Below are 21,621 nucleotides of genomic sequence, written 5' to 3'. Positions count from 1 at the left end.
CTCGACATCAGCGATGCTGAACGCCACGCGATTTTCGAGGGCAACGCGCGCCGCGTGTTCCCGCGCCTCGATGCCAAGCTGAAGGAGAGGGGCCTGTGACCACTGCCCGCCAGAACATCCACGAATACCTCGCCGAGCTGGACGATATCCCCGGCACGCGGATCTACACCGCCGCCCGCGCCCGCAAGGGCTACTGGATCAACCAGTTCGCGATGAGCCTGATGAAGGCCGAAAACCGCGCCCGCTTCAAGGCGGACGAGCGCGCCTATCTTGACGAGTGGAACATCTCGGAAGAGGCCAAGGTTGCCTTGATGGCGCGCGATTACAACACGCTGCTCGATCTTGGCGGCAACGTCTACTTCCTGTCGAAGCTGTTCTCGTCCGACGGCATACCGTTTGCCGAAGCGGTCAGCACGATGACCGACATGACCTGGCCGGAATACCGCCAGATGATGCTTGATGGCGGTCGCGCGCCTCAGGGCAATCGCTCCATTAAAGGAGGCTATTGATATGGCCAAGATTACCGCTGGCGTCGGCTCCAGCCACGTTCCGCTGCTGGGTGTCGCTGTCGATCAGGGCAAAAGCCGCGACGATTACTTTGGCCCGATCTTCGCAGGCTATGACTGGACCCGCGAATGGGAAAAGCAGGAAAAGCCCGACGTCGTCATTCTGGTCTATAACGACCACGCATCGGCCTTTGATGCGAACATCATCCCGACGTTCGCCATCGGTTGCGGCGAGCACTACAAGAGCGCCGACGAAGGCTGGGGGCCGCGTCCCGTGCCTGATGTGGAAGGCCACGCCGATCTTGCCTGGCACATCGCGCAGAGCCTGATCCTCGACGATTTCGACATGACCATCATCAACGAGATGGACGTCGATCACGGCCTCACCGTGCCGCTGTCGATGATGTTCGGCCAGCCTGAAAAGTGGCCGGTCAAGGTCGTGCCGCTCGCGGTCAATGTCGTCACCTATCCGGTGCCTTCGGGCAACCGCTGCTGGGCGCTGGGCGAGGCGATTGCCCGCGCGGTGGAAAGCTTCCCCGAAGACCTCAACGTGCAGATCTGGGGCACTGGCGGCATGAGCCACCAGCTTCAGGGGCCGCGCGCCGGGCTGCTGAACCGCGAGTGGGACAACAAGTTCCTCGACCTGCTGGCTTCCGACAACGACGATGTTCGCCACATCCCACACATCGAATATCTGCGCGAAACCGGCTCTGAAGGCAAAGAAAGGGACAAGACATGCGTATCGCACTGGCAGGCGCCGGAGCCTTCGGCGAAAAGCACCTCGATGGCCTGAAGAACATCGATGGCGTGGAAATCACCTCGATCATCAGCCGCCGCGCCGATCAGGCCGCAGCCGTGGCCGAAAAGTATGGTGCAAAGCATAGCTCGACCGAGCTTGAGGACGCGCTCGCCCGTGACGATGTGGATGCGGTGATCCTGTGCACCCCCACGCAGATGCACGCGCAGCAGGCCATCGCCTGCATGAAGGCGGGCAAGCATGTACAAGTGGAAATCCCGCTGGCCGATAGCTGGGCGGATTCACAGGAAGTTCTGCGCGTGGCTGAGGAAACCGGCAAGGTCTGCATGGTCGGCCATACCCGCCGCTTCAATCCTTCGCACCAGTACGTGCACAACAAGATCACGGCGGGCGAATTCAACATCCAGCAAATGGATGTGCAGACCTATTTCTTCCGCCGCAAGAACATGAATGCCAAGGGTGAGGCCCGGTCGTGGACCGACCACCTGCTGTGGCACCACGCCGCGCACACGGTCGATCTGTTTGCCTATCAGGCGGGCAAGATCGTCAAGGCCAATGCGGTCGAAGGGCCGATCCATCCCGAACTCGGCATCGCGATGGACATGTCGATCCAGTTGAAGAGCGAAAGCGGCGCAATCTGCACCCTGTCGCTCTCGTTCAACAACGATGGGCCACTCGGCACCTTCTTCCGCTACATCGGCGACACCGCAACCTACATCGCGCGCTACGACGATCTGGTGAACGGCAAGGAAGAACCGATCGACGTTTCGAAGGTCGATGTGTCAATGAACGGCATCGAACTGCAGGACCGCGAATTCATCGCCGCAATCCGCGAAGGGCGCGAGCCGAACAGCTCGGTCGCCAAGGTGCTCGATTGTTATCGGGTGCTGGGCGAGCTGGAGCAGCAGCTGGCTGCTGGCTAATTTGAGGAAGGCCCGCTGGAAACGGCGGGCCTTTTTCGTTGGGGCAGGACCCGCGCAAAGCAGGCCGCCCATGGAGAGCATGATGGAAGCGCTGATCGCCTATTCAGGCCGCAAGTTCGCCCGGCCGCGCTACTATGCCAACGTGCATGAGCGGGACGAAGTGGAAATCGTGCCCACCCCCATGCCGATGCACGATGCGCGCGCGGCTGGCACGACGATTGACCGCGAAGGCTTCCAGATCATCGCGCACACCAGCGCCGTCACCGACTTTGCCGACCGCGATGCGGTCGCTCGCATCCACATGCGCGAGATCGAGGAGCTGGTGCAGGCGCAGACCGGCGCGGACATGGTCCACGTCGGCGCGCCGGGCCTGCTGCGCTTCTCCGAACGCAGTGGCAAGGCGGGCAGCCTCAACAACTCCATGCCCGCGCGCTTTGCTCACATCGACATTTCCGATCTGACGGCGCAGCAATTCGGGGAGCGGGGCGCGAACGGGCGCGCGTTCCTGCGCTGCGCTCACTACAACGTCTGGCGTGCGATATCGCCGCCGCCGCAGGACGTTCCGCTGGCGTTCTGCGATGCGCGCAGCCTGACCGCGCAGGACTTGATCGCCGCTGATGCCGTGTTCGATGAACCCGGCAAACCGGAGTGGTCGTTCGAAGGTCTGGTCGTCGCGCACAATCCCGCGCACCGCTGGCACTGGTTCCCCGATATGCGCATCGATGAAGCGGTGCTGTTCAAGACCAATGACAGCGATCCGGCCCGCGCGCACCACGTGCCGCACGTGGCCTTCGATCTGCCCGATTGCCCCGCCGATGCGCCACCGCGCGTCAGCATCGAAATGCGCGCGACAGCCTATTGGTGGGCTTGATCTGTCTTTCGATCACGCTACACAAATCATAACAAATGATAGGGTGAGGCAAGGTCATGAGCGCATTTCCGCAGACGATCTATTTCATGGGTGCAAACGCCCCGGTCGGCGAAGTGCCCGACCTGCGCGGGCTGAAGGTTGAAGGCGATCTTCCCCCCGAAGTGCGCGGCAGCTTCTATCGCGCCGTGCCCGATCCCGCCTTCCCGCCGAAGTTCGACAATGACCACACCTTGTCGGGCGACGGCATGGTCAGCCGCCTGTCCTTCAACGGCGATGGCACGGCCGATTTCATCCAGAAGTACGTCGAAACCGCACGCTACAAAGCCGAGAAAGCCGCTGGAAAGGCGCTGTTCGGCAAGTATCGCAACCCCTTCACCGATGACCCGGAAGTGCAGGGCACAGACCGCACCGTGGCCAACACCACCCCGATCTGGCACGCAGGCCGCCTGCTGATGGCCAAGGAGGATGGTCGCCCCTACCGCGTCGATCCCGTAACGCTCGAAACGCTCGGCTCCTACGATTTCAGCGGCGCGCTGAAGAGCGAGACGATGACCGCGCACGTGCGCATCGATGCCGAAACGGGTGAGCTGTTCTTCTATGGCTACGAGGCGGACGGACAGGCCTCGCCCAAGGTCGCCTATTGCGTGGTCGCGCCCGATGGTACGCTGAAAAGCGAACAGTGGTTCGACGCACCCTATTGCGCGATGATGCACGATTTCACGGTCAGCCAGAACTACGCGCTGTTCCCGATCTATCCTACCACCGCTGACCTCAATCGGCTGAAGGCGGGCGGCGAACACTGGCATCATGAGCCGGAACTGGATTCATGGCTGGGCGTGATGCCTCGGTATGGCGATGTGTCGGAAATCAAATGGTTCAAAGGGCCAAAGGGCTGCCATTCGTACCACATGATGAACGCTTGGGAGGATGCCGAAGGTATGCTCCACTTCGACGCCTGCCTTAACAACACCAACGCTTTCGCCTTCATCCGCGAACCATCGGGCATTCACATGGGGCCGCAGGACGTGGTCGGTGCGCTCACCCGCTGGACGGTCGATCCGAAGGCCGATGGCGGCGAGGTGGTCGAAACCATCATCGGCCCGCCCGGCGATTTCCCGGTGATCCCCGCCAAGTTGCAGGGGCGGCCCTACAAGACCGGCTTCATGCTTTCGATGAACCCGCAGCTTCAAGGCCCGCCGCTGTTCGCAGGCCCGGTGGGCGTCAGCTTCAATATGCTGCTCCGGCTGGACGGCATGGACACGCCCGCCCCGCAAGTGACCAACGCACTCGCCCTGCTGCCTATGGCCGGGTTTAACGAGCCGGTCCATGTCCCCGCCGCCGATCCGGCAAAGGACGGCTGGCTGGTGTTCATCATGGATCAGCAGATCGGCGACAACCAGTTCATCCATGAAGCATGGGTGGTCGATGCCGGAAACATCGGCGCGGGGCCGGTGGCCAAGGTCCACATCCCCACCCGCTTGCGTCCGCAAGTCCACGGCTGGTGGGTGCCGCAGGCGCAGTTGGACGCGCTTTCGTAAAACAACTCGCTCCCCCGCGAAGGCGGGGGCCTCGGTGTTGTTACGGCACACTTGCGCAAACCGACTGAGGCCCCCGCCTTCGCGGGGGTGCAGGAATTTCAGCAGGATGAATTGAGATGAGCAGGATCGTCATCACCGGAGCTTCGGGCAACTATGGCCGTGGCGTAACCGATCGCCTCATCGCGCAGGGCCGCGCCGCCGACCTCATCCTGATCACGCGCAAGCCGGAGAAGCTGGCAGACCGCGCCGCGCAGGGCTGCACCGTCCGCTATGGCGATTTCGACAAGCCTGAGACTTTGGCCGCAGCCGTCCAAGGCGCTGACAAGATGCTGCTGATCTCCGGCACCCGCGTCGGCGCGCGCGTCGTGCAGCACAAGGCGGCGATCGATGCGGCGGCGGCAGGCGGTGTGAAGCACATCGTCTACACCAGCTTCATCGGCATAGATGATCCCGCCAACCCCGCCGAAGTGCGCCACGATCATATCGAAACCGAGGCCCTGATGAAGGCCAGCGGCTGCGCGTGGACTTGCTTGCGCGATGCGCACTATGCCGATGCCATGATCCTGATGGCCGGCCCCGGCGTGATGCAAAGCGGCAAGTGGTTCTCCAACGCCGGGCAGGGCCGCGAAGCGATGGTCTGGCGCGATGACTGCATCGAAAGCGCCGTCGCCGTGCTGACCGGCGAGGGACACGAAAACCAGACCTACAACATCACCGGCCCCGAACTACAGACCTTCGAGGAAGTCTCCGCGATCATGGCCGAAGTCACCGGCCGCCCGGTGGAATACGTTCCGCTGGATGACGAAGGCCAATACGCCATGTTCGACGCCATGGGCATCCCCCGCCGCCCGGTGGACGATTCCGAAGTGGGCGGCATCCCCTGGAACAGCGACGACATGGTAACCTTCGGCCAGGCCATCCGCGAAGGCTTCCTCGACCTCTGCACCGATGATGTGGAGCGCCTGACCGGCCGCAAGGCGCGCTCGGTCCGCCAGATGATCGAGGACAACGCCGAGATGCTGAAAGGGGCGTGAGTCCCTCCCCCTCCTCTTCAGAGGAGGGGGCCGGGGGGTGGTGCTGTTCCGGCACCGGCACCTCGTATCGCCACCACCCCCAACCCTCTCGGTGCAAGAAGAGGGGGCTTGATGTTGGCTTTGATGCGGTGCGCCTGATATGCAGCGCCAATGAGCGCAACACATGATCAATCCCCCGAAGTTTCTCAGTTGTATTTTAATCGACTGAATCTGCCATCTGACACGGCAAGCCCCGCTCACAAGGCGGCGTTGGATCGATCCCATGAACTGCGTAAATTTGAAATAGAGAACTACTGGAAGCGGTCCGCCTACTTCTGGGGTTTTCAGTTGGTTGCTTTTGGTGCTTTGGCGCTTAGCGGCAAGGAGGGCAAATTCCATCCGCCGGTCGTCCTAATAGTTTCAGTCTTGGGAGCGCTGGCGGCATTGACCGCCTTGCTGTCTGCCAAGGGATCAAAGTTTTGGCAGAAAAACTGGGAGGCGCACGTCGATTTTTTGGAGCAGCAAGTTGAAGGAAGCCTCCATATGACTGCACTCATGGACGGAAAAGTCAGCTTTTCTGTAAGCAGAGTGAATGAGCGCTTTCTTGAGGTGCTGCTGGCCGGATGGATAATCGCTTTCGTCGCGGCGGCGCTGGTTATCAGCTATCCACATCTTGCGGAGTTAACTCCGCAAGATGCTGGGACCGTTCAAATTGGTATAGCGACGCTTGCATTGGTCGGTGGGTGTACCCGGCTCGTGGTAGGGCAAAAATCCGAGTTGCGTGGAAGGGCTTACAATCGTCGCACGATGAAGGAGTGGAATGGCTGCTAAGAGTTCACACTATAAGTTTCTCTGATACAGCGCCAGCATCCGCCCCCAAGCCTTCTCGGCCTGCACCTTGTCGTAAACCGGTGCGTCCAGCGTGCACCAGCCATGCTGCGCGGGATAAACCTCGATCTCCGCAGGACGCCCCGCCGCATCTGCTGCCGCGCGGAATTTCACTTTGTCGTCCGGCGCGCGCTCATCGTCGTTCTGGGCGATGGCGATGAGGTAGGCAGCCTTGGTCCTGGCCAACAGGCTGGTCGGGCTGTCGGGCGCATCGCCGACAAGGCCGCCGCCGTGGAACGAGGCTGCCGCGCCCACGCGGTCCGGGTTGGCAAAGGCGGTGCGCACGGTGAAGGGGCCGCCCATGCAATAGCCGCACGAACCGATCTTTTTCTTGGTGTCGACCTCTGCCTGCATGTCGAGCCATTTCACGAAGGCACCGGCATCGGACACCGTGCCCGCAGGCGTAATTGCGGCGATCATGGGTTTCAGCTTTTCCTGTCCCGGCGGCGTGCGCCACTCCATCAGCGAGCCGAGGATCGGGGCGGGGCTTGAGCGGTAGTACTGGTTCACCACCAGCACGGCATAGCCTGCTTCGGCAAGCTGGGTGCCCATCGTCTTGTAAGCATCGCGCAGGCCCGCAATGTCGGGCCACATGATGACGGCGGCGTGCTTGCCCTTGGCGGGATAGACGAAGAACGCATCGGCCTTGCCATCGGGCGTGTCGATGATGACGGTGCGGCTCTTGGTCTTGCCGTCAGTCGAAACGGTTGCGCAGCCGGGCAGGGCGGCCATCGCGGCAGCACCCACGCCAACGCTGGCGAACTGGCGCCTGCTGAACCAGAGGGCGTTTTCCTGTTCGGTGATTTCGTCGCACATGGGGCACCTCGTCGCGTTGTCCGTCCGCGCGGCACGATAGCGGGGCGGTGGATGGCTGCAAGCGCCTTGGCAGCACCCGCACCAAAACGCGTCCTCCCTCAACCGCGCCCCCGCGAAGGCGGGGGCCTCAGTCGTGTTACTGAAGGGTAGCGTAAAAGGCCTGAGGCCCCCGCCTTCGCGGGGGAGCGGGCGATTCAAGCTTACGTCAGGTCATCCAGCCGGATGATCTGCCCCGCTTCTGCCGCCTTCATCGCCTCACGCCGCAGCCGTTCGATGTGCAAACGCTCAGGCGGCGCTTCCTCTTGCGGCAGTGCGGCCACCGACTTTTCATAAATCTCGCGGAAGTCATCCTGAAATTCCGGGTGCGTCAGGATCAGCCCGTCGTTGCGCGCCATGCCGCGGAACACCTTCTGCCCCACCTCATACGGGTCCATCCCCGCTTCAAACGCCCCGCCGAACTGCTCCAGTTCCGCCCGGTCTGCCGGGGCAAAGCCACTATCGGCAAAAGCGTCAGGCCGCTTCAGCGCGGAATCCCACGCGTTGGTCCGCGTCAGCGCCGGGCAGCACAGCGAACAGCCGATGCCGTGCGGCGCGAGGTTGTAGCGCAACGATTCGGTCAGCCCGCGCACCGCAAACTTGCTGGCGGTATAGATCCCCGCCTGTGGCCCCGGCAAAAACGCCGCCATCGACGCCACGTTGACGACATGGCGCAACCCGCTCGCCGCCTTGATCCGGGGCAGGAAGCTGACCAACCCGTTGACCACGCCACCGAAGTTCACCCCCATGATCCAGTCGTAATCGTCGTAGCTCGCCTCGTCACTCGGCCCGAACACGCTGACGCCTGCATTGTTCACCAGCACATGCACCGCACCGAAATGCGCCTCCACTTGCGCGGCAGCATCGGCAAAGGCGGCGCGGTCGGTCACGTCCAGCTTCACGAACAGCGGGGCCTCGCGCCCCTTGGCGGCAAACCATGCGGCGGTCTGCGCGCGGTGATCTTCGTTGCGATAGCTCAGCGCCAGCCGCAGCCCGGCATCGCTCAGCGCTTGTGCCACACCCAGCCCGATGCCCGTCACGCCCCCGGTGACGAAGGCCACCTGTCCCGTCCAGCCGCTCATATTTTTCCTCTCGCAATCGCTCTCCAGATTGTTAGTATCACATACAAATAAAGCAATTGGGAGAGTCGATATGAGCAACCCAGAGTCCTCTACAGAATCCCGCCTCGCCGCGCTCGAAGCGCGCGTGACCGAGCTGGAAGACCTGAACGCGATTCGCCGCCTGCAATGGGCCTATGGCTACTACATCGATTACAACCGGCCCGAGGAAGTGGCGGGGCTCTTCGCCAGGGAAGGTGCGGTCGTATTCCTCTCGGGCGAATACGTCGGCTATGAAGGCGTGATGCGGCTTTACGGCACGTGGTTCCAGAACCTGTTCACCGGTGGCAAGCGCGGCCCGGTCCACGGACTTCTGCTCGATCATTTCCAGTTGCAGGACGTCATCACCATCGCGCCCGATGGGCAGACCGCCAAGGGCCGGTTCCGCGGCATCCTCGCCGGTGGCTGGCATGACGATATCCTGAAGGACAAGCCCGAAGGGATGCCGCAGCAGTTCTGGGAAAGCGGCATGTATGAAAACGACTATGTGAAGGAAGACGGCGTCTGGAAGATCCAGCGGCTGGATTACATGATGCAGTGGCAGGCCGATTACGAAGCTGGCTGGTCAAAGACCGTCGCTCACCTTCAGCCCGCCGTGCAGTGCTCTCCTGAAAATCCGATCGGCCCGGACCGCATCCTGCCCGATACGCAAGTCCGCCAGACCTGGCCTCACCGGCAGGAAGTGCCGATGAGCTTCGCGCATCCGGTGCTGGCGCATAGCTTTGCCGTGGGCGATTTCACCAAATTGCAGAAGAAGTGGCCGTAAAGTGCGTCACCCGCCCCAGCGCCCGATCCGCGCCAGCACCGAAGCGGCTACGCGGCGGAAGGCATCGCGGTCACGCTGGGGCACGCCCTTGAACAGATCCGCGCCCACGCGCTCCATTGCGGGCATGGTCTGCGCGAACAGCTCTTCTCCGGCTGAAGTGAGTCGCACCGGCTTGCGCCTGCGGTTGGTGCGGTTTGCGCCCGGCTCAACCAGTCCGCGTTCGGTAAGCGCGGCAATCGCCCGGCTGACGTTCATCGGCGGCACGCCCATGATCTCGGAAAGGTCATGCCCGGCCAGTTCGCCTTCGCCGCCCAGCGCAAGAACAATGCGCAAATCGGTAGTGGTGAGGCCAAGCGGATCGGCCACACCTTCGCGCATGGGCGTGCCGATGAAGGTGCCAAGCTTCAGCAGGTCAATCAGCAGGCCGACATCGCCATCGAAGTCGGAGCTTGCAGAAGCATTCGTGATTGCGGGATCAACAGTCATCCCACCAGTCTATCGCTGCGTTGGCGCGGCGGGGCAAGTGCCGAACTGTGGGAAATCTGCATCACTTTCGCGTCCTTCCAACACGCGCAAATGTTAGGCTTGCAAAGCGCTAATTAGTATGTCTTACTAACAAACATCAGCTGGTCCCGAAGAGGACCATTCAGGAGAGGGGCTATGGCCAAATCAACACGTACCACGTCACACGTGCGCCTTCTTGCCGCAGGAAGCCTTGCGGCTCTGACACTTTCCATCGCCATGCCCGCCGTGGCGCAGGATGCGCAGGCCACTGACGCTCAGGCGACCGAAGGGCCGACCACCAACGAAATCGTGGTGACCGCGCAGTTCCGCGAACAGCGCCTGCAGGACACGCCGCTGTCGATCACCGCCGTCGATGCCACGCTGCTCGCCTCACGCAACCAGACCGACATTTCGCAGATCGCAGCGCAAGCCCCGAACGTGCAACTGACCCAGATGGGCGGCGCTTTCGGCTCATCAATGGCGGCCTACATTCGCGGCATTGGCCAGTATGACTTCAACCCTGCGTATGAACCGGGCGTCGGCATTTATATCGATGACGTATACTTCGCCACGCTGACCGGTTCGGTCATGGACCTGCTCGATCTGGAACGTGTCGAAGTGCTGCGCGGCCCACAGGGCACGCTCACCGGGCGTAACTCCATCGGCGGCGCGATCAAGCTGTTCTCGGCCAAGCCGAGCGCAGAAAGCAGCGGCACGGTCGAAGCGGTCTATGGTTCACGCCAGCGCACCGATCTGCGCGGCACTGCCAACTTCCAGCTCGCCGAAGGGCTCTATGCGCGCATTTCCGGCGTGTACAAGCGTCAGGAAGGCTATGTCGATCAGGTCGATTTCGGCTGTGCCAATCCGGGCAACCCGCTGGGCATCGGCGGCAATGCCTCCACCCCCAAGGACTGCGTCGTCGCCAAGCTGGGCGAGCGTGATTATGCGGGCCTGCGCGGATCGCTGCGCTTCAACCCCAACGACACGATCGACTGGACCGTCACCGGCGATTACACCTATGAAAACCGCACAAACGCGGCTGGCGTCATCGGCGCGACCAACCCTGCGCTCACCGGCGGCGTTGATTTCTCGTGCGGCAAGTTCTGCACTTATGCCGATTGGTACATGCCCGCAGGCGGTCAGGCCACGCAGGCCTATTACAACCCCAACAGCACCCGCTTCGAAGGCTGGGGCGTTTCCAGCAACCTGACCATCGGGCTTGGCGACAACCTGAACCTGCAAGCGATCACGGCCTATCGCAAATACAACCAGGTCTTCGGCACGGACGATGATTACACGCCCTACAGCCTGATTGCCGGCGGCGGCTTCAACGATCTCGATTTCAAGTTCTTCAGTCAGGAACTGCGCCTGAACGGCAGCATCGGCGATATGATCGACTGGACCGTGGGAGGCTTCTACAACAGCCAGACCTCGGTCTACTTCACCCGTCAGGACATCCGCTACATCGTGCCCATCGGCAACCCGGCGCTGTTCCTGCAGTTCCAGGGTGACGATCCGATCAGAGCCAACAGCAAAGCCGCGTTCGGCACCGTGTTCATCCGCCCGGTTGAAGACATGACGATCACCGCAGGCGTCCGCTACACCGATGAGCACAAGGATTACACCTTCGTGCGCACCCGCTGGGATGGCGGCACGCTGGTCGATCCGTTCGGCGTCGGCGCGCTCAACGGCACGAAGTCGGTTTACGATGGTGACAAGATCGACTGGCGCCTGTCGCTCGATTATCGCTTCAGCCCCGAAGTGCTGGCCTATGCCACTGTCAGCACCGGGTTCAAGGGAGGCGGCGTCACCGCGCGTCCATTCAGCCGGAACCAGGCCATCAACGGCACATTTGATCCTGAAACGCTGACGGCTTATGAATTCGGCCTCAAGACCGATCTCCTGGATCGCCGCCTGCGTCTGAACTTCTCGGCGTTCTACAATGACTACCGGAATATCCAGCTGCCGATTGGTGACTGTTCGGTACTCGATGGTTTCGCCCCGGGCACGGGTCCGTTCCCTTGCGCCGCTATCCAGAACGCGGGTGACGGCGAGATGTACGGCCTCGAACTCGAAATGCAGGCCAGCCCGGTCGAAGGTCTCGATATTGACGGTTCGCTCAGCTGGATTGATGGCAAGTGGAAGCGGATCGACGCCGCCGCGCTGGGTGCGCTGCGCATCGAAGACCCGATCACTACGCCGGCCTGGCGCGCCAGCCTTGGCATCCAGTACAAGGCCGATCTGGGCACTTCGGGTTCGATCACCCCGCGCTTCGACTTGTCCTATGTCGGCAAGCAGTCAATCGGCCGCCTGATCAATGGCGGCGTGTTCACCGATCTGCAGTACAATCCTTCGATCACGCTGGGCAACGCCCGCCTGACATGGAAGAACCCGGATGAGGATCTGGCCATTTCGCTTGAAGTCCAGAACATGTTCAACAACTACTACTTCCTGCCGCTGCGCTTTGCGGCCGTCTATTCCTTCGTCGGCACGTCGTATTCCAACGTCGGTCGCCCGCGCGAATGGGCGCTGACAGTGCGCAAGACGTTCTGATCGGTTTCGCAAGACGAGGAAGAGAGGGGCGGTCAGCAATGGCCGCCCCTTTTTCCGTTGGCGCTGACGTGCTTTGGGAGTGTTCCCGCAAACCGATAGTCATTGCGAGACCCGCGCAGCGGGTTGAAGCAATCCAGAGCGGTTTACGCACCTCTGGATTGCTTCGTCGGCTTCGCCTCCTCGCAATGACGAAGTGTAAGAAATCAGCCTTGGCGAAAATCATATCAAATGTTAGCGTCTATGGGCCAGCCGAATCCGGCCGCCACCGGGAGAGACCGCTTGCTCAGCCGCGAAGCCTATGACTGCTATGTCGCCGCGTTCAACGCCAAGGATTATGACGCGGTGGCCGATTTCTATGTCGATCCGCCGCTGATGACGTTCTTCGGCGTCGAGATCCGGTCGCGACAGGCGTTGAAGGACTTTTACGCTTTCCTGCACGAACACGTGAACGAAAGCGCCCGCGTGCTGAACTTTGCCGCGTCTGAAACGCTCACTGCGATTGATGCCATCATCCGGGTTGAAGGGATCAAGCCGCTCACTCGCGAAGCGCTCGATGCACGTGGCTTGCACGGCTTCTTCCCGATTGCCGTGGGCGAAGTGCAGGAAATGCGGCAGTTCATATTCTATACGATCAACAACGGCTTGATCGAGCGCGTGGAATGCGCGCTGGCACCCGAATGAGAGGAACGATCCCGATGAACCCCGAAGGTGTAAACGTCGCCCACCCCGACCAACTCTACATTGGTGGCCGCTGGGTGCCTGCGCATTCCGGCCGCATGATCGATCTGATCTCGCCGAACACCGAACAGGTGGTTGGCCGCGTGGCCGAGGCGGACGAGGTTGACATGGACGCCGCCGTGGCAGCCGCGCGCGAAGCCTTCGACAACGGCCCTTGGCCCACCACGCCGCCTGCGCAGCGCATCGCGGCCTTTCGCCGCATGGTCGCGCATCTGGAAACCCGCGTGCCCGAACTGGCAAAGGCATGGACCGCGCAGATGGGCGGTCTCGCCTCGTTCGCCGGGCCGATGCACGGCGGCAGCGTAATGGCGCTCGTCCAGATCGCAGGCTTTGCCGAACAGTTTGAATTCGTCCAGCGCCGCCCCAGCATGGCCGCCGATACCGCGCTGATCGCTTATGAACCGGTCGGCGTCGTCGCGGCCATCGCGCCCTGGAACGGGCCGTTCGGCATCATGGCCAACAAGGTTGCCTATGCGCTGCTGACGGGCTGCACCGTGATCATGAAGCCATCGCCCGAAACCCCGCTTGAGGCCTACATCATTGCCGAGGCGGCAGAGGCGGCGGGCATTCCGGCAGGCGTGGTCAATCTCGTTACCGGCCACCGCGAGGCAAGCGACCACCTCGTCTGCAATGAAGGCGTGGACAAGATTTCCTTCACCGGCTCCACCGTGGCGGGGCGGCGCATCGCCTCGGTCTGCGGCGCGCGCATGGCGCGTTGCACGCTGGAACTGGGCGGCAAATCGGCCGCGATCGTGCGCGACGATTTCCCCATTGAAGCCGCCGCCAAGATGCTCACCGGCACCATCACCCTCATGTCCGGGCAGGTCTGCGCAATGCTCAGCCGCGTGATTGTCCCGCGCCATCGGCACGACGAACTGGCCGCCGCCATCGCGGCTGAAATGCAGCAGGTGCGCATCGGCCATTCGGACGACCCCGAAGCGCAGCTCGGCCCCGTGGCGATGAAGCGCCAGCTTGAACGCATTGAAATGTATATCGAAGAGGGCAAGTCCACTGCCGATCTTGTGACTGGCGGAGGACGGCCTTCGCATCTCAATCAGGGCTATTTCATCGAACCAACCCTGTTCGCCAACGTGAAGAACGACAGCCGCATCGCGCAGGAGGAAATCTTTGGCCCCGTCCTCAGCCTGATCCCGGTAGAGGACGAGGAAGACGCGATCCGCACCGCCAATGCCAGCGCCTATGGCCTCAACGGTTCGGTACTGACGTATGACGCCGACGCCGCCTATCGCATCGCGCGCCGCGTGCGCACTGGCGGCTTTGGTCAGAACGGGCTGCGCATGGACTTCGGCCTGCCCTTCGGCGGGTTCAAGCAATCGGGTATCGGTCGCGAAGGTGGCCCTGAAGGCCTCTTCCCCTACATGGAAATGAAGACCATCCTGATCGACGGAATGCCGACAGAGCTTTGACCAACGAAAAACCCCCGCCGGAAAGGGCGGGGGTCTTGCTTGCCTTGAAGGTGTCCGATCAGCGGATCGGGCAATCCGGCGAAAGACGCATGTCGAGGTAGTTGTCCACCGCGCGCATCATGTCATCCATTTCGTTTTCGAAGAAGTGGTTGGCGCGGGGCACTTCATCGTGATGGATCGTGATGTGCTTTTGCGTGCGCAGCTTGTCGACCAACTTCTGCACGGCGTTGGGCGTAACAACCGTATCGGCCGTGCCCTGCACGATGATGCCCGATGCGGGGCAAGGTGCCAGGAAGCTGAAATCGTACATGTTTGCCGGCGGAGCAACCGAAATGAAGCCGCGAATCTCCGGGCGGCGCATCAGCAGTTGCATCCCGATCAGCGCGCCGAACGAATAGCCCGCAATCCAGGTGGTGCTGGCTTCCGGGTGGATCGACTGCACCCAATCTAGCGCTGCTGCCGCATCTGACAGTTCGCCGATGCCGTTGTCGAACGAACCTTGCGAGCGCCCGACTCCGCGAAAGTTGAAGCGCAGTGTGGCAAAGCCGCGCGCCACGAAGGTCTTGTACATCGCCTGCGTGATGCGATCGTTCATCGTGCCGCCCGCCTGCGGGTGCGGATGCAGGATCATGGCGACCGGCGCGCGCGCACGTGTAGCGGGCTGGAAACGGCCTTCGAGGCGGCCTTCAGGGCCGGGAAAAATGACTGCGGGCATTGCCTGTGCGGTAATCCTGTGGTCTGGCCGCACGGCACGGAATGCCGGGGCTGGGAATTGCGTTGATGGCTATATAGAAACGCACGGTCCGAAAGCAATCTTTCCACGCATTTCCGGGATTCAAGTTGCCAGCAAATCCGATCTATCTCGATCACGCCGCCACCACGCCGCTTCTGCCTGAGGCTCTCGCGGCGATGCAGGAGGGTTGGCGAGTCTGGGCCAACCCATCAAGTCCGCACGCTGCGGGGCGTGCGGCGCGGGCGGCATTGGAGGGTGCGCGGGCGAGGTTGAAGGCGTTGCTCGGTTGGCACGGCGAAGTGATCTTCACCAGCGGGGCGAGCGAGGCTTTGGCACTGGGCATCGCGCGCGCGAAATGCGGGCAAGTGCTTGTTTCGGCGGTGGAACATGACGCAGCCTTGCGCGCGGCGGGGGATGCCCAAAGGCTGGAAGTGGGCGCAGATGGGCTGGTAAATCTGAAGTGCACCAAAATGCACCTAAACGACACCAAACGACCTTTGGCCGTGGTTCAACAGGTCAACAGCGAGACTGGCGTGGTGCAGAACATCACCGAAATTGCGCAGGTCGTTCACGCCGCCGGAGGGGTGCTGCTGTGCGATGCGGCGCAAGGTGCGGCCAAGTTGGAAATTCCCGCCGAGGCCGACATGGTGGTCCTTTCGGCACACAAATTCGGTGGCCCGGTGGGCGTCGGTGCGCTTTTGGTGCGCGATTATGCGCTGGTGGAGCCAAGCGGAGGGCAAGAGCGCGGTTATCGCGGTGGGACCGAGTCTTTGCCGCTGGTGCTGGGCATGGTGGCGGCGCTGGAGGCGGGGAGCGGGTGGCTCAAGTCCGCTTCAGCTTTGCGGGAATCGTTGACTGCCCAACTGATTGAAAACGGAGCGGAAATTGTTGCCGCAGAGGCGCCGCGCTGCCCGACCATTGCCGCCTATCGTATGCCCGGAAAATCGAGCGCGGCGCAGTTGATCCGCTTCGATGGTGCAGGCATCGCCGTTTCGGCGGGCAGCGCCTGCTCCTCCGGCTCCCTGAAAGCCAGCCACGTGTTGACGGCGATGGGCTATGCCCACCCTGGCGAGGTGATCCGGGTGTCCATCGGGCGCGAGACGACTGAGGCGGAGATTGCGCGGTTCGTGGACGTGTGGAAGGAGATACGGGGTTGATATACCTCGATTATCAGGCAACCACTCCGCTTGCACCAGAAGCGCGCGAGGCGATGTTGCCGTGGCTTGCCGGGCCGGGCGAACCCGGATTCGCCAACCCGCACAGCCCGCACCGCTATGGCCGGGCAGCCGCAGCGGCGGTGGAAGTGGCACGTGCGCAAGTGGCGGCGCTTTTGCCGCCGGGCGGACGCGTGGTGTTCACCTCTGGCGCGACCGAGGCGATCAATCTGGCGATGATAGGCTCTGGCGCAAAGCGGATGGCGGTGAGCGCCATTGAACATGCTGCGGTGCTGGATACCGCGCGGTTTATCGATCCCGATGTAGCGGTACTGCCGGTGGATGGCGCAGGGCTGGTCGATCCCGATGCTGCTTTTGCGGAAGTATCTGATCTTGTTGCAGTAATGCAGGTAAACAACGAGATCGGGACAGTGCAGCCGGTCAATACTCTCGCCCGCCGCGCAAAGGAAATGGGGGCGCTGTTCCTGTGCGATGCGGTGCAGGGAGCGGGGAAAATCGACCCGCCGCAAGAGTCCGATTTCATCGCGATTTCGGCGCACAAGATGTACGGGCCGAAGGGCATCGGCGCGCTGTGGGTGCGCGATGGCGTCAAAATCGCGCCCCTCATTCACGGCGGCGGGCAGGAGGGCGGATTGCGTTCTGGCACGCTCAGCCCCGCACTCTGCGCCGGGTTTGGTGCGGCAGCCGCCCTGTGCACAAGTCTGTCGGAAACGGACCGGAGCCATGTGGAAAGGCTGTGGGAAAAGGCGCTGGCGCTGTTTGAGGGGTGGACGCTGAACGGCAGTGCCGATGCGCGCTGGCATGGGAATCTGAACCTGCGGCTGCCCGGGCTGGACGTGGGCAGACTGTTGTCAGAATGCCGCAACATTGCATTTTCAGCAGGTTCGGCCTGCGCCAGCGGCTCTGGCAGGCCAAGCCATGTCTTGCGCGCGCTCGGACTTTCGGACAGGGATAGCAAAACTGCGATCCGCATCGGTTTCGGACGCTATACGGGGGATGATGAACTGGAACAGGCCGCTGCGGCGATCAACGCTGCGGCACGGGCGCAGGGAGTCATGTAAGCATGGTCAGTGTCACCTTCGTCACCGCCAAAGGTGAAAAGGTTTCGGCGAAGGCTGAAGCGGGGCAGCGCTTGCTCGAAGTGGGCCAGAACGCCGGGATGCCGCTGGAAGGCACGTGTGAAGGGCAGATGGCCTGCTCCACCTGCCATCTGGTGATTGCGCCGGAATGGTTCGACAAGCTGGTGCCCGCCGTGGATGACGAGGAAGACATGCTGGATCTGGCCGCTGGCGTAACGCGCACCAGCCGCCTTTCGTGCCAGATCGAACTGACCGAGGATTTGGACGGGCTGGTCGTTCACGTGCCGCCCGAAGCGCGCGATATGCAGGGACGGTGAACATAGAGCACCGGATTGTCGGGAACCCGATCTGCGTTTAGGTTTTCCGACACATATGCAAGTTTCTCCACGTCCCGCGAATCCCGCCCTTTCGTCCAATCCCGAACTCCTGATCGCCGAGACCAGCGGCTGGCTGGCTGAAAACTGGCTGCGCATTGCAATAGCGGTCGGCGTAGCGGCGGGCATCGTCCTGCTGCTGCTGACAGTGCAGAAATTGGCCCAGCGCCTCTGCCGTGAAGGCGACGCATTGGTGAGTTGGCGCACGATCGTGGGCCGTCTGGCGGCGCGCACCAAGTTCTGGTTTCTTGTAATTCTGGCGGCGCGGGTCGTTGATAATTATGCTGCGGCGCCTGCCTGGCTCGATACGACGATCACCTTCCTGTTCACCATCGGCATGACGGTGCAGGCTGCGATCTGGGCGCGCGAACTGGTGCTGGGCGTGATCGAGCACCGCGCCGGAGATGCGCAGCACGCCAATGGTGCGCTGACATCAGCCATGAGCATCATCCGCGCGCTGGTGACGTTCCTTGTCTTTGCCATCGCGCTGGTGCTGATCCTTGGCAATCTCGGCGTGAACGTGGCGGGCCTTGTCGCCGGTCTTGGTATTGGTGGTATTGCTATCGGTCTGGCGGCGCAGGGCATTTTTTCGGATCTTTTCGCAGGGGTTTCGATCCTGTTCGACCGGCCGTTCAAGGTGGGCGATGTTATCGCATGGGGTGACAGCATCGGCACGGTGGAACAGATCGGGATGCGGACCACGCGTGTGCGGCTGTTCACCGGTGAGTTGCTGATCGTTTCGAACAAGAATCTGCTGGACAAGGAAATCAGGAACGTGACCGTGCGCGATCACATCCGCTTGAGCTTTGCCATCGGTGTAACGTACGAGACACCGACCACGACATTGGCGCGCATTCCTGCGATGCTGAAAGCGTTGGGTGAGGCCGAGAATGTGAAAGTGTCTCGCGCGGGGTTTGAGGGTTTTGGCGCCAGTTCGCTGGACTTCATGTTCATCATCGATGTGCCGGGGGCTGACTGGGGCGTTGCCCATCCGACGCGTGACCGGCTGCTGGTGTCGATTGTGGAGCGCTTTGCTGGTGAGGGCATCAACTTCGCTTATCCCACGCAAACATCTTACACTGCGGCACCGGATGGAACCTTGGTCATGCCCTATCCTGAAGGCGCGGTTGTTCCATTGAAGGCTGCTGAGCCTGCTGGTTCGCCTGAAAGCTAAGTTGTGCGTCCCCGCGCAGGCGGGGACCTTGGGCGGTTTACACCGATGTTCTGTAAAAGGCCTGAGGCCCCCGCCTTCGCGGGGGCGCTGGTTTTGTTGCGAGGTGGTGTTCTGGTCTTTTGATGGCTTGCCCTGATCGGCGTTTTGCGGTCCGATGGGGCGAGTTTATCAAAGAGGGTGGCAATGGCGGCGATCAATCTTCCCCGGATCATCCGTGTGGGCGGCGGGGCTTTGGCGGAACTGCCAGCGGCCTTGGCGCAATGTGGCCTGTCGCGACCCTTTGTCGTGACCGATGAATTTCTGGTGAGCAGCGGCATGGTGGCGCGGATGCTGGACGTGCTGGAAAGCGCTGGCATCACCGCCACGGTCTTTGCCGATACCGTGCCCGATCCGACCGTGACCGTGGTGGAGCAGGCGCTTGATGCGCTGCGGTGGAGCGGCGCGGATTGTGTCATCGGCTTTGGCGGGGGCAGTCCGATTGATACCGCCAAGGTGATCGCGGCACTGGCGCTTGATCCCCGGCCGATCCCTTCGCTCAAGGCTCCGGTCCAGACCGACGATGGCGGACTGCCGATCATCGCGGTGCCGACCACGGCGGGGACCGGATCGGAAGCGACCAAGTTCACCATCGTAACGGACGAGGCGACGAGCGAGAAAATGCTTTGTGCGGGGCTGGCGTTCCTGCCGACCGTGGCCATCGTCGATTTCGAACTGACGATGGGCAAGCCCGCGCGGCTCACGGCGGATACGGGAATCGATTCGCTGACCCATGCGATTGAGGCCTATGTTTCGAAAAAGGCCAATCCGTTCAGCGATGCCATGGCGATTTCTGCGATGAAGCTGATTGCGCCCAACATCCGCACAGCCTGTGCCGAGCCGGGCAATCGCGCCGCGCGTGAGGCGATGATGGTGGGGGCGCATCATGCGGGGATCGCCTTTTCCAACGCCAGCGTGGCGCTGGTGCATGGGATGAGCCGCCCGGTGGGGGCGTTCTTCCATGTGCCGCATGGGCTTTCCAACGCGATGCTGCTGCCTGCGGTGACGGCGTTTTCGGCGGCATCGGCGCTGGGACGCTATGCCGACTGTGCGCGAGCTATGGGTGTTGCGGGGGAGGCTGAAGGCGATCAGGCGGCGGTGGCGCGGTTGCTGGAGGAGCTTGCGGGGTTGAACCGTGATCTACAGGTGCCGACGCCGCGTTCGCATGGGATTTCGGAAGAGCAGTGGTTTGCGGTGGTGCCGGAAATGGCGCGGCAGGCGATTGCTTCGGGATCGCCGGGAAACAATCCGCGCGTGGCTGATGCGGCGGAGATAGAGCGGCTTTATGGTGAGGTGTTTGGGTGAGGTGAGGGCTTTGTTTTTAAGTCCCCCACACCCAACCCTCTCCCCTGAAGGGGAGAGGGCTTTTGTCAGCTAACCCCACTTCTCACTTGCTGTACACCTGTCACCCTGAACTTGTTTCAGGGTCTATTTGTGAGCACAAACAGCAGGTTGATTGGCGAAATGGATCCTGAAACAAGTTCAGGATGACGAGTGGTGGTGTTGGCGTCCAGCCGGAGCCAGCGCCGAGGAATTTCCCCCGCTCAGTCCGCCAGCGCTGCAATCAGCGCCTTGGAAAAGGCTGGAATGTCATCCGGGTTGCGGCTGGTGATGAGGTTGCCGTCGACGACCACTTCCTCGTCCACCACATCGGCCCCGGCGTTGGCCAGGTCGACGCGGATCGAGGGCCAGCTGGTGACGGTGCGGCCATCGACGATGTCTGCTTCGACCAGCAGCCAGGGCGCGTGGCAGATGGCGGCGATGGGTTTGTCCAGATCATCGAAATCGTTGATCAGATCGATCACCGAATCTTCCATGCGGAGAATGTCGGGGTTCATCTGGCCGCCGGGAAGCAGCAGTGCGTCGTAATCGGTCACTTCGACTTCTTCGATGGTCAGGTTTACCGCAACGGCATCACCCCAGTTCTTGTCTTTCCAGCCAGTGATTGAGCCGGACTTGAGGCTGGCGACGACGGTTTCGATACCGGCGTCTTCCAGTGCCTTCTTCGGCCCTTCGAGTTCGGACTGCTCGAAGCCATCGGTCGCGACGATGAGGACGCGCTTGGTCATGGTGTTCTCCTATGGGGAATCGGGGGGAAGGGCTGTTTGCCTTGGTAAGAGAATTGCCGGGGACTGCTGCGGTTCCATGACTTTCGCTCCGGCAATCGTGTTGCTAGGACGTTCCAACCATGGCGATAGATACGACTGAACCCGATCCGTTCGACGCAATCGTCGATGCCCCGTTCGACTCCGCGCTGTCAGAGCGCTATCTGGTCTATGCGCTGAGCACGATCACGGCACGGTCGCTGCCGGATCTGCGCGATGGGCTGAAGCCGGTGCACCGCCGCCTGTTGTGGGCGATGCGGCAGTTGAAGCTTAACCCCACCGATGCGTTTAAGAAATCGGCGCGCGTGGTGGGCGATGTGATCGGCAAGTATCACCCGCATGGCGATGCTTCCGTCTATGATGCAATGGTCCGCCTCGCGCAGGATTGGGCGCTGCGCTATCCGCTGGTCGAGGGGCAGGGCAACTTCGGCAATATCGATGGCGATAATGCGGCGGCCTATCGCTACACCGAAGCGCGGCTGACCAAGACC

Annotated in this window: 22 protein-coding genes; 17 read left to right on the top strand and 5 right to left on the bottom strand. The window is 62.1% G+C overall.

Annotated elements, in window-relative coordinates:
- The first annotated feature begins 95 nt into the window (after positions 1 to 95).
- From ligA to B7X90_RS11340, 7 genes are all read left to right on the top strand, one after another.
- On the top strand, positions 96 to 509 hold the full coding sequence (ligA, locus tag B7X90_RS11370; RefSeq protein WP_292624543.1) for a protocatechuate 4,5-dioxygenase subunit alpha: 414 nt from the start codon (positions 96 to 98) through the stop codon (positions 507 to 509).
- Position 510: 1 nt separating this feature from the next.
- The gene (locus tag B7X90_RS11365) at positions 511 to 1,299 is read left to right on the top strand and encodes a class III extradiol dioxygenase subunit beta (protein WP_292624542.1); all 789 of its coding nucleotides are present in this window, start codon (positions 511 to 513) and stop codon (positions 1,297 to 1,299) included.
- Positions 1,242 to 2,186 (top strand): Gfo/Idh/MocA family oxidoreductase, encoded by a 945-nt coding sequence (locus B7X90_RS11360; protein ID WP_292624541.1) that lies wholly within the window; start codon positions 1,242 to 1,244, stop codon positions 2,184 to 2,186. Before B7X90_RS11365 ends, B7X90_RS11360 begins: the two co-directional genes overlap by 58 nt.
- Positions 2,187 to 2,256: 70 nt before the next feature.
- Positions 2,257 to 3,057 carry a CmcJ/NvfI family oxidoreductase gene (locus B7X90_RS11355; RefSeq protein WP_292624539.1) on the top strand — a complete coding sequence of 267 codons (801 nt, stop codon included), beginning with the start codon at positions 2,257 to 2,259 and terminating at the stop codon, positions 3,055 to 3,057.
- 56 nt (positions 3,058 to 3,113) lie between these two features.
- Positions 3,114 to 4,595 (top strand): carotenoid oxygenase family protein, encoded by a 1,482-nt coding sequence (locus B7X90_RS11350; RefSeq protein WP_292624538.1) that lies wholly within the window; start codon positions 3,114 to 3,116, stop codon positions 4,593 to 4,595.
- Positions 4,596 to 4,711: 116 nt separating this feature from the next.
- On the top strand, positions 4,712 to 5,629 hold the full coding sequence (locus B7X90_RS11345) for an SDR family oxidoreductase (RefSeq protein WP_292624537.1): 918 nt from the start codon (positions 4,712 to 4,714) through the stop codon (positions 5,627 to 5,629).
- Positions 5,630 to 5,779: 150 nt separating this feature from the next.
- Positions 5,780 to 6,439 carry a hypothetical protein gene (locus B7X90_RS11340; RefSeq protein ID WP_292624535.1) on the top strand — a complete coding sequence of 220 codons (660 nt, stop codon included), beginning with the start codon at positions 5,780 to 5,782 and terminating at the stop codon, positions 6,437 to 6,439.
- A gap of 9 nt (positions 6,440 to 6,448) precedes the next feature.
- Here the strand turns inward: B7X90_RS11340 and B7X90_RS11335 are convergent, their stop codons facing one another.
- Both B7X90_RS11335 and B7X90_RS11330 read right to left on the bottom strand, forming a co-directional pair.
- On the bottom strand, positions 6,449 to 7,312 hold the full coding sequence (locus tag B7X90_RS11335; protein ID WP_292624533.1) for a dienelactone hydrolase family protein: 864 nt from the start codon (positions 7,310 to 7,312) through the stop codon (positions 6,449 to 6,451).
- A gap of 200 nt (positions 7,313 to 7,512) precedes the next feature.
- Positions 7,513 to 8,430, bottom strand: coding sequence for an SDR family oxidoreductase (locus B7X90_RS11330; protein ID WP_292624531.1), 918 nt, complete (start codon positions 8,428 to 8,430; stop codon positions 7,513 to 7,515).
- 70 nt (positions 8,431 to 8,500) lie between these two features.
- On the opposite strand from B7X90_RS11330, the gene B7X90_RS11325 reads away from it, so the two are divergent.
- On the top strand, positions 8,501 to 9,232 hold the full coding sequence (locus B7X90_RS11325; protein WP_292624530.1) for a nuclear transport factor 2 family protein: 732 nt from the start codon (positions 8,501 to 8,503) through the stop codon (positions 9,230 to 9,232).
- Between the two features lie 6 nt (positions 9,233 to 9,238).
- On the opposite strand, the gene B7X90_RS11320 is transcribed toward B7X90_RS11325, so the two are convergent.
- Positions 9,239 to 9,718, bottom strand: coding sequence for a MarR family transcriptional regulator (locus B7X90_RS11320; protein ID WP_292624528.1), 480 nt, complete (start codon positions 9,716 to 9,718; stop codon positions 9,239 to 9,241).
- 174 nt (positions 9,719 to 9,892) lie between these two features.
- Here B7X90_RS11320 and B7X90_RS11315 point away from each other — a divergent pair, with 174 nt between their 5' ends.
- The 3 genes from B7X90_RS11315 (at position 9,893) to B7X90_RS11305 (ending at position 14,454) form a co-directional block, all read left to right on the top strand.
- A complete protein-coding gene (locus tag B7X90_RS11315) occupies positions 9,893 to 12,289 on the top strand; it encodes a TonB-dependent receptor (RefSeq protein WP_292624526.1) in 2,397 nt (798 codons plus the stop codon).
- A 279-nt stretch (positions 12,290 to 12,568) separates the two neighbouring features.
- Entirely contained in the window at positions 12,569 to 12,970 is a 402-nt protein-coding gene (locus tag B7X90_RS11310) for a nuclear transport factor 2 family protein (RefSeq protein WP_292624523.1), read from the top strand.
- 14 nt (positions 12,971 to 12,984) lie between these two features.
- A complete protein-coding gene (locus B7X90_RS11305) occupies positions 12,985 to 14,454 on the top strand; it encodes an aldehyde dehydrogenase (RefSeq protein WP_292624522.1) in 1,470 nt (489 codons plus the stop codon).
- Between the two features lie 58 nt (positions 14,455 to 14,512).
- Here B7X90_RS11305 and B7X90_RS11300 read toward each other — a convergent pair whose 3' ends face one another.
- On the bottom strand, positions 14,513 to 15,169 hold the full coding sequence (locus tag B7X90_RS11300) for an alpha/beta hydrolase (protein ID WP_268169797.1): 657 nt from the start codon (positions 15,167 to 15,169) through the stop codon (positions 14,513 to 14,515).
- Between the two features lie 125 nt (positions 15,170 to 15,294).
- Here B7X90_RS11300 and B7X90_RS11295 point away from each other — a divergent pair, with 125 nt between their 5' ends.
- From B7X90_RS11295 to B7X90_RS11275, 5 genes are all read left to right on the top strand, one after another.
- Positions 15,295 to 16,344: an aminotransferase class V-fold PLP-dependent enzyme gene (locus B7X90_RS11295; RefSeq protein WP_292624519.1), complete on the top strand. Its 1,050-nt coding sequence runs from the start codon at positions 15,295 to 15,297 to the stop codon at positions 16,342 to 16,344.
- Positions 16,341 to 17,423, top strand: a complete 1,083-nt coding sequence (locus tag B7X90_RS11290; protein ID WP_292624517.1) for a cysteine desulfurase family protein — start codon at positions 16,341 to 16,343, stop codon at positions 17,421 to 17,423. The genes B7X90_RS11295 and B7X90_RS11290 overlap by 4 nt, the downstream gene beginning before the upstream one ends.
- 2 nt (positions 17,424 to 17,425) lie before the next feature.
- Complete coding sequence (locus B7X90_RS11285) at positions 17,426 to 17,758, top strand: 2Fe-2S iron-sulfur cluster-binding protein (RefSeq protein ID WP_292624515.1); 333 nt, start codon at positions 17,426 to 17,428, stop codon at positions 17,756 to 17,758.
- Between the two features lie 55 nt (positions 17,759 to 17,813).
- Positions 17,814 to 18,989 (top strand): mechanosensitive ion channel family protein, encoded by a 1,176-nt coding sequence (locus tag B7X90_RS11280; RefSeq protein WP_292624514.1) that lies wholly within the window; start codon positions 17,814 to 17,816, stop codon positions 18,987 to 18,989.
- 183 nt (positions 18,990 to 19,172) lie between these two features.
- Positions 19,173 to 20,330, top strand: a complete 1,158-nt coding sequence (locus B7X90_RS11275; protein WP_292624513.1) for an iron-containing alcohol dehydrogenase — start codon at positions 19,173 to 19,175, stop codon at positions 20,328 to 20,330.
- A gap of 239 nt (positions 20,331 to 20,569) precedes the next feature.
- On the opposite strand, the gene B7X90_RS11270 is transcribed toward B7X90_RS11275, so the two are convergent.
- Positions 20,570 to 21,094 carry a type 1 glutamine amidotransferase domain-containing protein gene (locus B7X90_RS11270; RefSeq protein WP_292624512.1) on the bottom strand — a complete coding sequence of 175 codons (525 nt, stop codon included), beginning with the start codon at positions 21,092 to 21,094 and terminating at the stop codon, positions 20,570 to 20,572.
- A gap of 119 nt (positions 21,095 to 21,213) precedes the next feature.
- On the opposite strand from B7X90_RS11270, the gene B7X90_RS11265 reads away from it, so the two are divergent.
- The coding region (locus tag B7X90_RS11265; protein WP_292624511.1) for a DNA gyrase subunit A at positions 21,214 to 21,621 on the top strand (408 nt) is incomplete at its 3' end.

Origin of the sequence: Novosphingobium sp. 17-62-19 (genome assembly GCF_002256775.1) — a bacterium.
Taxonomy (GTDB): Bacteria; Pseudomonadota; Alphaproteobacteria; order Sphingomonadales; family Sphingomonadaceae; genus Novosphingobium.
Note: the sequence above shows the minus strand (reverse complement) of the source record. Positions and strands in the feature narration are given on the sequence as shown.